We start from the raw sequence: 10,455 nt of genomic DNA on the forward strand, positions 1-10,455 counted from the left end.
CTCGGAGGCGGCGGCGTTCACGGTGGGCCACCAGCCTGGGTTCGGCTACTCCAGATAGCCGCGAAGCTTCTCCGAACGTGAAGGGTGGCGCAGTTTCGCGAACGCCTTCGATTCGATCTGCCGGATGCGCTCGCGGGTGACCCCGAACTCGTGGCCGACTTCCTCGAGCGTTCGGGGACGACCGTCTGTCAGGCCATACCGGAGCCGGACGACCTGCCGTTCCCGGTCGGACAGAGTACGTAGGACGGCGTCGAGCTGTTCCTGGAACAGTCCGACGGTGGCCGCCTCGAACGGGACGACCGCGTCCGAGTCCTCGATGAGGTCACCGAAATGCGCATCGCTGTCCTCGCCGATCGGCGTGTCCAGCGACACCGGCTCCCGGGAGATCATGAGGATCTCCTGGACCCGCTGCGGCGTCAGGTCCATCTCCGCCGCGATCTCCTCCGGACTCGGCTCCCGGCCGAGGTCGGACACGAGCTGCCGCTGGACACGAACCAGCCGGTTGACTATCTCGACCAGGTGCACCGGGATACGGATAGTACGCGCCTGATCGGCGAGGGCTCGGGAAATCGCCTGCCGGATCCACCAGGTCGCATAGGTGGAGAACTTGAAACCCTTCGCATAGTCGAACTTCTCGACCGCACGGATCAGACCGAGGTTCCCTTCCTGGACAACGTCCAGGAAGGGCATGCCTCGGCTGACGTAACGCTTCGCGACCGACACGACGAGCCGCAAATTGGCCTCGACCAGCCTGCGTTTGGCGATCTTCCCGTCTGCTTCCACGACCTCCAGGTCGCGGCGTTCCCGCGGGGTCGTGGCTCCCGTCGCGGTCGCGAGCTTGTGGGCGGCAAACACCCCGGCCTCGATCCGCTTGGCGAGATCAACCTCCCCTTCGGCGGTCAGCAGGGCGACTTTCCCGATCTCCCTGAGGTAAATCCGCACGGGGTCAGCAACCGGAGCCTCGCCTGCCGGCTCCTCGGGCCCGCGGCGACGGCTCGCGACGGGGGCCGCGTCCGGAGCATCGACGATCTCGACGGCGGCGGCGGGTAGTCCCGCGGCTGCCTCGGTCGGCTCAGGCGCTAGACGGGCCGCCTGCCCAGTGGTCGTCACGTCGGCAGCTGAGGCGACACCGGTGTCCCGACCCTGGACGAGGAGATCCTTGATCCGCTCCCCCGGGACCTCGCGCGGCTCGATGCCAGTGGCCATGGACGGAACATCACTTCCTCTCCTGAGCACCCACGCTACGTGAGAACAAACGGCAGGAGGGATCCCACGGCCGACGGGTCGCCGCGCCGGCGATGGCGAGCGCCAGCGCGGGGCCGGTCTCCGTGACCAGCGCGGGAACCGGCCTGCCGGGCGGAAGTCCCAGGTCGGTCAGCCAGGCACCCACGCCGTCCACCCGATCCGCGAGGTCCGCGCGACTCCACCGGTCGGCGGGACCGGCAACCGCTTCCTGAGTTCGCGACATGGCTTCGGCGACCAGCGCCGACCAGGTTCGCCCAGGAGGAGACCTTCGGGCCGGTCCTGACGCTGCTCACCTACCGGGACCTCGACGAGACGGTGGCGATCGCCAACGGCACCCAGTTCGGCCTGTCGGGCGCGGTCTCGAGACGCTCCCGCAACACCTGCTCCGCGGCCAGTGCCTCCTCCAGCGCGGCCTGCAGCGCCTCCGAGGCAGCCAGCAGCTCCGCCTGCGACTCCACCACCCGCCGCAGCTCCCGGTTCACCGCCCGCAGCGACTCCGCCTCCGACGACGGCGGCTCAGGCGACAGACCGGGCACAAACCACGATCATCACCACCAGCCGAACCCGATCAACCACCCAGCCCGGCGTGTCACCCCGACACAGACCCACAGGTCAGCAACCTGTCAGCGTGACCCCTGAATGGACACAGATCGGTCAGGTTCAGCTTTGGTTTCCTGATCGGGGACATGTCGTGGAGCCGCGCCGGATGTACTCTCCCATGAGTTTCATCACTAACGGAAGTTGGGCTTATGCCGACTGAGATTCGGGCCGAGCACGTCGGAAGTCTGCTGCGCCCGTCCGAGCTGTTGGCGGCGCACCTCGACCACGAGGCTGGGAGGGTCACGGACGAGCTGCTACGGGAATTTGAGGATAAGGCGGCGTTAGACGCGATCGCGCTCCAGCGGGATGCGGGCCTGGAAATCTTCACCGACGGCGAGGTGCGGCGGGAGCTTCTTGGCCTCGGTCGTCGAGACCGCAGGGGGCCTGGTGCCGATCGACACAGCGTCGGCGTTCCGCCCGAAGTGGCACCGTGACCTCGACGGAGCGGAGGTCGAGAGCGATGTGATAACCATGATCGGCGACAAGCTGTACCGCAAGACTCCGCAATCGCTCGTCGAGGCGAAGCTCCTCGCGAAGCACGCGCCAGGCCAGTTTAAGATCACGATGGCCAGCCCGACTATGGTAGCCAACTTCTGGCGGCCCGGCGTGTCCGACAAGGTCTACCCGTCGCGGGATGATGCCGTCGCCGCGATGGCCGACATCTATCTCGAGGACGTAGCCGCGCTCGTCGACGCGGGGGTGACGTGGATACAGCTCGATTCCCTGGCCTACTGGTCGAATATCGATCCGGAGCTCGCGGAGCTCCGCCGGGTCACCGACCTGGCGGGCAACATGACGCGGACGATCAATACCGACAACTTGCTGATCCGGGCAGGCCGGGAGAAGAATCCCGACGTCACGGTCGCCATGCACTTCTGCCACGGGACATGCGCAGCGCATGGGCCGCGAAGGGCGGCTACGAGCCGATCGCGGAGCGGGTGTTCGGCGAGGTCGAGGTCGATCGCTTCCTGCTGGAGTACGACACTGACCGGTCCGGGGGTTCGAGCCGTTGCGGTTCGTGCCGCCGGGCAAGACCGTGGTGCTGGGCCTCGTGTCCTCGAAGGACCCGCGGCTGGAGTCCATCGACGATCTGCGCCGGCGGATCGACGAGGCCGCTCAGTACGTGCCACTCGAGCAACTGGCGATCAGCCCGCAGTGCGGCTTCGCCTCCACCAAGAGCGGCAACCTGTTGACCGTCGATGATGAGCGTCTTCGTGGGCCACGCTCGATCGAAACCAAAGATTGCATAGGCAGCCATTATCGATGAGGTAGAAGTACCTGGAAGCCGCGGTCTTCGCGGAAACCGTTCCATCGGCTCCAGTGGAGGTACCGAAATGCGGGTAAGTACGGAGGTCACGTTGGCCGGTGAGGCCAGGCGTGACACAGCCAGGGCATCGGGCGACGCCGCGTCGCGGCCGGCGGCTGACACCGGCGATGCCGGTCTCGCCGCCGCCCCGGCGTCGCGGCGTTCCGGCGTCGTGGCGCCCACGAAGCGCCGCTTGGGTCGAAGCGGCGCTCAGCACGTTCGCCACGGCTTAGACTCGGAGTTCTGATGGACATCGTCGCGCAGCGGCGCCAGACGTACGAGGAACTGCTCAAGCTCGATGGCGCGCCATCCATCACTGAGCGGCCGGCTCTGTTCAGCCCGGCGGCCGCGGCCCAGGACGGCGCAAATCTGCGTGGCACCTTCGGCCGTTTCGCGCAGATATTGCTTCCGCTGGAGTACACGAACTGGGTCGAAGAAAGCCAGGCCCACATCGACTCCTGTTACATCGGCGACTGGACTTCACTCAGCAAGGTAAATATCCGGGGGCGGCAGGCCATCGAGTTTCTCAGCTGGATCGGCATGAACGACTTGTCCCGCTTTGAGATCGGGCAGGTCAAGCATCACGTTCAGCTCGACGAGAACGGCCGGGTGGCCTCCGAAGGAGTTCTGCGCCGGCTCGGCCACGAGGAGTTTGTTTACACCGCGGGTAGCGGTGACTGGCTGCTGTGGCAATTCAGCCTCGGCAGCTGGGACGCTGAGGTTTCGGACATCAGCCCGGATCAGTTCATCTTCGGGGTGCAGGGGCCCCGGTCGCTGTTCGCGCTCGAGAAGGTGACCGGAGACAGCCTGCGTGACATCGGATTCAACCGGAGCCGCGGGTCGCGAGTCAATGGGATTCCGGTGCGGGTGCTGCGTACAGGAATCTCGGGTGAGCTTGGATATGAGGTGCACGGGTCCGCGAACGACGCGAACGAGGTCTGGGCGGCCATCGTGGCGGACGGCGCGGAGTTCGATATCCGCCAGCTCGGCTTCCGCGCCCAGCCCGTGCAGCACATCGAAGCCGGCATCGCGACGAACGGTTTGGACTACATGCCGTCGTCGGTCGTCACGCCGGGGGCGCCACGGCAGTTCCGGCGCGGCGCGATCGGTGGCAGCTTCGTTCCCTCGAACGGTTTTAGTGACTATTTCCGTAAGCCGGGCGAGCTCGGCTGGGGTTCCCGGGGAAAGTTGTCAGGTCACGACTTCCTCGGCCGGGAGGCGCTGGTCGCGGATGCCGCGTTCGGGGGCCCGGCACGGGTGTTGACCGGCCTGGTGTGGAACGACACGGACGTGATCAACGTTTTTACGTCGATGTTGGGCGGTGGCGACGTTTCGGAGCAGATGGACATCCCTCGCCGGCTCGGCCCCAGTTTTGACCAGGTCCTTGCGTCCGGGAGCCCGGTCGGCGTGTCCACCGGTCGCGCGCTGAGCATGCACCTGCGCTCAACGATCTCGCTATGTGTCATCGACCGCCAGCAGGCGGCGCCCGGTACGGAGGTGGTCGTCGTCTGGGGTAGGCCGGGAACCCCACAGCGAGAGATCCGGGCGACGGTTGCCGCGCTTCCGTTCAAGCCGGACCACCGTCGGATCGACGTGACCGAGTTGTGACGGACATGGTCAACGTTCATCCATGGTCAACGTTCATCGGCAGGCCCGCGTCGCTCGGGTCAGTCGAATGAATGCCGCGGCCGGGCGCGGGCTGACCTGTGCTTCTCACGCTGAGTCGCGTACGATCACCCGTCCTGGTGCGGGGGCCAAGCCGGTGGCGTCGAGTCCGAGGGCGGTGCGGGCGGCGAGGCGTCCGTGGGCTTCGGCGTCGATGTGGACGGTCGTGAGCGCGGGGGTGGCCAGGCTGCCGTATTCGGTGTCGTCGAATCCAATGACGGCCAGGTCGCCGGGCGCGCTGAGCCGGAGGTCGTGGAGGGCGGTCAGGATGCGGACAGCGACGTCGTCGTCAAAGGCGGCGACCGCGGTCACGGTGCTGTGAGCGGCGAGAAAGGCCTGAACGGCCTCGGCGCCGGCCGCGCGTGGCCCGGGTACGACGAAGGGCCTCGGCGGGAGAAGCCCCAGCGTCCTGGTGGTTTCGCGGGCGAAGAACAGGCGCATCTCGATCAGCGGGGAGTCGTTGTCCGGCAATGCGAAGGCGAGGTGGGTGTGGCCGCGGTCGGCGAGGTAGCGGATCTGCATGGCGGCGTTCGCGGCGAAGCCGTCCTTCCAGTCGCCTTCGTCGAGCTCATGGCCGGCGAGGTATGCCTCGGCGAGCCGCAGGACGGCGCGGGGAACGATCGCGCTGAGCACCTGCTGGATCGAGTGCGGCGTGGTGTGCCCGTGCCGGACGAGCAGGACATGGTCGTGCGCGGCGAGCTCGTCGTCGAGGCCTCGGATGTAGCTGCGGGAGTAGTTGCCCTCGAGACCGGAGCCGACGTTGAGGACGACGATCCGGGAGGTCCCCTCGCGCAGCGCCCGGGCGATCCCGTGCGGGACGTAGCCGAGGTCGCGCGCGGCTCGTCGTACCCGCTCCTGCGTGGCGGGCGAGATCGTCTGGTTCGGGTCGTCGTTGAGTACGAAGCTCGCGGTGGCACGCGAGACGCCACTCGCCGCGGCCACATCGCTCAGCGTCACCCGTCCTGTGCCACTCACCATCACGCTCCGGATTGGATTCGTCTCGGCGGTCCCGGGACCGGGCACGCCCGCAAGTGTAGGCGGCCGGGTCGGCGCCTGGTCCTTCGTCAATAGTAGCCGCCCGTGATTGGCGGCTCACTCTCGCCACGGTGGGAGTCGTCTGTTAGTCTATTTCGCTAGAACGATTTAGCACATTCGCAACTAGAACGATTTAGTAAGCCCTCTGTCACGCCAGGTGTTCAGCAGCGAGAGGAATGTGTCGTGGCCGGACCTAGTCTTCAGGATGCCCTCGACCGGGCGGGATCGGCGGTGAAGCTGCTGTGGAAGCCAAATGCCGCGCCATGGACCCCGGAGGTAATCGAGCCTGAGTACGCCGGCTGGCGTCGGGAGCAGGCCGCGTGGCACGTAGCCGTATCGATCTCGGACCTCTCCCATCACATGTTCGACACGTTCGTCGAGGGTCCCGACGCCACTCGGCTGCTCGCGGCGGTGAGCGCGAACAACTACGAGTCGTTCGCGGTCGGCCAGGCGAAGCAGTTCATTCCCGTGACGAATGACGGTAACATTGTCACGGACGGTATCCTGATGCGCGAGGCGGACGAGAAGTACACGTTGAGCGGGATACCGGCCGCGCAGAGCTGGGTCAAGTACCACGCGGAGAGGGGCGGGTACGATGTATCGTTCTTCACCGATCCATCGACCGCTTTTCGGAAGGACGGCGACCCGAAGCTCTTTCGTTACCAGATCCAGGGGCCGCTGGCGAGTGATCTCGTCGAGCGCGCGTTCGGGGGGCCGCTGCCCCCAGCCAAGTTCTTCCACTCGATCCCCGTCTCCCTGGACGGGAGGAATCTCCGCGCCCTGCGCCACAACATGTCGGGACAGGCCGGCTACGAGTTCATCGGAGAATGGCGGGACGCGGCGGCGGTGAAGGAGGCACTTATGGGTGCCGGCGAGCCGCTGGGCCTCGTCCACGTCGGCGCGCTTGCCTATGCCACGACGAGCGTTGAAAGCGGCTGGATTCCGTCGCCGGTGCCGGCGATCTACACCGACCCGGACTTGTTCGACTACCGGACGTACCTCAGCCTGTACTCCATCGAAGGACAGCGGCCGCTCAGTGGAAGCTTTTTCTCGGAGGACATCGAGGACTATTACTGCTCGCCTTACGAGTTGGGCTACGGCAAGTCGATCTCGTTCAACCACGATTTCATCGGCCGGGCCGCGCTGGAAAAGGCGAAGGAGAACGTCAAGCGTACGAAGGTCACGCTCGTCTTCGACGTCGAGGACGTACGCAAGGCCATCGGGGTAGACCCGGGATTCCAGCTCACCTATGCTCGGCACCGGGTGGAGGCCGGCCCCGTTTTCGCGGGCATAACGCACCAGACGGCCACCATCGACCCGGTGGGAACGATCCTTTCGTTGGCACTGATCAACAAGGAATATGCCAGGCCGGGGACGGAGGTGACCGTCGTGTGGGGCGAGCACCCGGGACCGGGGACGGCTCCCGACGCCGACCTCGGCTTCCCGCGCATTCGCGCCACCGTGCAGCCCACGCCCTTCGACGAGCACGCGCGCACGCAGTACCGGCGGAGCACCTGAGACCGTGTCGCCAGCCGAGGCTGGCGATACGTTTTCCCCAGCCGCCCGTAGTCCGCCACCACGACCGCGCGTGCGGCATCAATGACGAAGAACTCGTGTTGGTGCGCCTTCGCCGGCGCACCACGGAAAACGATGCCAATCGAGGTGCACGATGACTTCCGTCCGCGCGGTCCCGGCCGCGGCCCTCCTGTTAGAGGACTTCTCCCTTGAGATGACGGGCAAGATGTCCGGAAGCTTGAGGATGCTCACGACACAATCCCCCTTGGTACCCGGATCAACGTCACGTTCCTGGGGAACGAGGACCTGCCGATGCGGGTGGAGGCCGCGCGGGTGGTCAAGCGGCTTGGTTTTACCCCGGTGCCGCACATCTCGGCCCGCCGGTTGGGGTCACCGGCGATGCTACAGGAGTTCCTCGCCACGCTCCAGGCGGATGGCACCAACGAGAACCTGTTCGTCGTCGGGGGCGACCCGGCTCAGCCGCAGGGACCGTACGAAGACTCGCTCGCCGTGATCCGGTCCGGACTGCTCGAGCGGTACGGTGTCCGTCATATCAGCGTGAGCGGCTACCCGGAGGGACATCCGGCGATCATCGGTCCGGCGCTCTGGTCGGCGATTGAGGGAAAGGCCGCGGCCTTCGGGGAGCAGCGGCTGGCCGGCGACGTCATCACGCAGTTCGGCTTTGACGTCGACCCGGTTCTCACCTGGGTCGAGGCGGTGCGGGGGCGGGGCCTGCTCGACTTGCTGTGGCGACGGCGGCGGGGCCAACTGCCCATCACCGTCGCCATGGTGATCTCGAACCACCCGGACGTGGCCGAGGAGGTCCGCGGCTTCGGGATCCCGTTCTTTTACGTGCCTTCAATGGGTCCGGACAGGTCCGCCGCCGAAGCCGAGCACCTGCGACTGCTGCAAGGCAACGTCGATTTCATCGTGCTGGCGAGGTACATGCGTATTCTCTCGGGTGATTTCATCGTCAAGGTCGACGTACCGATCATCAACATCCACCACTCGTTCCTGCCGGCTTTCATCGGTGCCAGACCCTATGCCAAGGCGAAGGAGCGCGGCGTCAAACTTATCGGCGCGACAGCCCACTACGTGACCGAAGATCTCGACGAGGGGCCGATCATCGAGCAGGACGTCGTCCGGGTGACCCACGCCGATACCGTCGCTGATCTCCAGCGGCGTGGCGCGGACGTGGAACGAGCGGTGCTCTCCCGCGCGGTGCACTGGCACAGCGAGGACCGCGTGATCCGGAACGGCAACCACACCATCGTCCTCGCCTTACGACGGTGGCTGGGGAGCCGGTCACCACCAACTACTGAGGACATGCACGGAAGGGGTTTACAACAATGACGACAATAATCGACGGCAAAAAGATCGCGCAGCGGATCCGGTCGACGGTGGCCGAGGAGGTCGCCTCCGTCTTCGGCGCCTCCGGAAGCGCTCCAGGCCTTGCGACGATTCTTGTCGGTGACGATCCCGCCAGCGCGGTGTACGTGGCGAACAAGCGACGCGCGATCCGGGAGGCGGGGATGCGCGACCTGCACAGGTCCCTGCCACGGCAGGCGACGCAGGACGAAGTCGCCGCTGTCATCGACGAACTGGCGGCCGATCCTGGGGTCTCGGGCATCCTGCTGCAACTTCCGTTGCCGAAAGGGCTCGACAGCTCAGCGCTCATCAACCGGATTCCCGCCGGTAAGGACGTCGACGGGCTGACCACCGCGAACGCCGGGCTGCTTGCCCGCGGCGAAGACGGCCTGCGCCCATGCACCCCCAGCGGCGTGATCGAACTGCTCGACGCGGAGTCGGTGGCAATCCCGGGCTCCCACGCGGTAGTGGTCGGGCGATCCGAGCTGGTCGGGCTGCCCATGGCGCAGTTGCTCCTGCGGCGTGACGCGACGGTCACAACCGCTCACTCGAAGACGGTGGACCTCGCATCCATCACCAGAACGGCCGACATCATCGTCGCCGCCGCCGGGGTGCCCGGGCTCATCGGCGCCGAGCACGTCACGCCCGGGGCCACAGTCATCGACGTCGGTATCCACAAGACACAATCCGGCCTCTCCGGCGACGTCTGGTTCACCGAGCTCGACGGCATCGCCGGCCGGATCACTCCGGTACCGGGCGGCGTCGGGCCCATGACGATCGCCATGCTCATCGTCAACACGCTACGAGCGGCCCGGTGGGCGACCGCTCCGCACGAGCGGCGCCACGCCCGCGCATCATCATGAGAGCCGCCGCCCGTTCCCGGCAACACGACGGCACCGCACAACCGGCGGAATCGGCGCCTCTCACCTGCCCGAATCCTCGTCCATGGCTCGCCGGACTGCCGAGGCGGGATCGCTGTCTGGTCATGGGCATCCTTAACGTGACGCCGGACTCGTTCTCTGACGGCGGTGCCTACTTCGACACCGCTGGCGCGATAGACCACGGTCTGGCTCTGGCCGCGGACGGCGCCGACATCGTCGACGTGGGCGGCGAATCCACCAGGCCCGGAGCGCTGCCGGTACCCACGGACGAGGAGCTGGCGCGGGTGCTGCCGGTAGTCCGCGAACTTGCGTGCGCCGGTGTGCTCGTGAGCATCGACACGATGCATGCCGCCGTCGCCCAGGCCGCCCTGGACGCCGGCGCGCGCATGGTCAATGACGTCAGCGGTGGATTGGCCGACCCCATGATGGCCCCGACCGTCGCCGCGGCCGGCGTGCCGTACGTCGCGATGCACTGGCGGGCTCCGAGCAGGGAGATGAATTACCACGCCGTCTATGAAGACGTCGTCGCGGAGGTGGCGGCGGAGATGCGGCGTCGCGCCGACGAGCTGACCGCCGGTGGGGTCGACCAGGGCCAGATCCTGCTCGACCCCGGGCTCGGCTTCGCCAAACAAGCCGCGCACAACTGGACGCTCATGGCACATCTCGACGAACTGCGGGGCCTCGGCTTCCCGGTACTCGTCGGCGCGTCCAGAAAATCGTTCATCGGCGCTGTGCTCGGTGACGGCGACGCGGGAGCCACGCCACCGGCCGCCCGGGACGCGGCGAGCGCCCCCAACACGGCGCACCCCCCCGCCGCCGGAGCCAACAGCGGCCCCGGAA

10 protein-coding genes are annotated in these 10,455 nt (G+C 66.9%); 8 read left to right on the forward strand and 2 right to left on the reverse strand.

The window, feature by feature from the left end; genetic code table 11:
• Positions 1 to 45 precede the first annotated feature (45 nt).
• Positions 46 to 1,206 (reverse strand): RNA polymerase sigma factor RpoD, encoded by a 1,161-nt coding sequence (rpoD, locus tag QOZ89_RS24950; protein ID WP_312625619.1) that lies wholly within the window; start codon positions 1,204 to 1,206, stop codon positions 46 to 48.
• Between the two features lie 324 nt (positions 1,207 to 1,530).
• Between rpoD and QOZ89_RS47565 the strand changes: the two genes are divergently transcribed.
• From QOZ89_RS47565 to QOZ89_RS24970, 4 genes are all read left to right on the forward strand, one after another.
• Positions 1,531 to 1,884 carry a hypothetical protein gene (locus tag QOZ89_RS47565; RefSeq protein ID WP_397428837.1) on the forward strand — a complete coding sequence of 118 codons (354 nt, stop codon included), beginning with the start codon at positions 1,531 to 1,533 and terminating at the stop codon, positions 1,882 to 1,884.
• 110 nt (positions 1,885 to 1,994) lie between these two features.
• Positions 1,995 to 2,279 carry a hypothetical protein gene (locus tag QOZ89_RS24960; RefSeq protein WP_312625621.1) on the forward strand — a complete coding sequence of 95 codons (285 nt, stop codon included), beginning with the start codon at positions 1,995 to 1,997 and terminating at the stop codon, positions 2,277 to 2,279.
• Positions 2,280 to 2,863: 584 nt separating this feature from the next.
• A complete protein-coding gene (locus QOZ89_RS24965) occupies positions 2,864 to 3,112 on the forward strand; it encodes a hypothetical protein (RefSeq protein ID WP_312625639.1) in 249 nt (82 codons plus the stop codon).
• A gap of 285 nt (positions 3,113 to 3,397) precedes the next feature.
• Positions 3,398 to 4,759, forward strand: a complete 1,362-nt coding sequence (locus QOZ89_RS24970) for an aminomethyl transferase family protein (protein ID WP_312625623.1) — start codon at positions 3,398 to 3,400, stop codon at positions 4,757 to 4,759.
• Between the two features lie 105 nt (positions 4,760 to 4,864).
• Here QOZ89_RS24970 and QOZ89_RS24975 read toward each other — a convergent pair whose 3' ends face one another.
• Complete coding sequence (locus QOZ89_RS24975; protein ID WP_312625626.1) at positions 4,865 to 5,794, reverse strand: LacI family DNA-binding transcriptional regulator; 930 nt, start codon at positions 5,792 to 5,794, stop codon at positions 4,865 to 4,867.
• Between the two features lie 288 nt (positions 5,795 to 6,082).
• Here QOZ89_RS24975 and QOZ89_RS24980 point away from each other — a divergent pair, with 288 nt between their 5' ends.
• From QOZ89_RS24980 to folP, 4 genes are all read left to right on the forward strand, one after another.
• Positions 6,083 to 7,369 carry an aminomethyl transferase family protein gene (locus QOZ89_RS24980; protein WP_312625628.1) on the forward strand — a complete coding sequence of 429 codons (1,287 nt, stop codon included), beginning with the start codon at positions 6,083 to 6,085 and terminating at the stop codon, positions 7,367 to 7,369.
• A gap of 309 nt (positions 7,370 to 7,678) precedes the next feature.
• Positions 7,679 to 8,719, forward strand: a complete 1,041-nt coding sequence (locus QOZ89_RS24985) for a formyltetrahydrofolate deformylase (protein WP_312625630.1) — start codon at positions 7,679 to 7,681, stop codon at positions 8,717 to 8,719.
• Positions 8,716 to 9,597 carry a bifunctional methylenetetrahydrofolate dehydrogenase/methenyltetrahydrofolate cyclohydrolase FolD gene (folD, locus tag QOZ89_RS24990; RefSeq protein WP_312625632.1) on the forward strand — a complete coding sequence of 294 codons (882 nt, stop codon included), beginning with the start codon at positions 8,716 to 8,718 and terminating at the stop codon, positions 9,595 to 9,597. The genes QOZ89_RS24985 and folD overlap by 4 nt, the downstream gene beginning before the upstream one ends.
• A 122-nt stretch (positions 9,598 to 9,719) precedes the next feature.
• Positions 9,720 to 10,455, forward strand: a 736-nt coding sequence (folP, locus tag QOZ89_RS24995; RefSeq protein WP_312625634.1) for a dihydropteroate synthase, incomplete at its 3' end; no start/stop codon positions are given.

The organism is Pseudofrankia coriaricola (genome assembly GCF_032027725.1).
Lineage (GTDB): Bacteria > Actinomycetota > Actinomycetes > Frankiales > Frankiaceae > Pseudofrankia.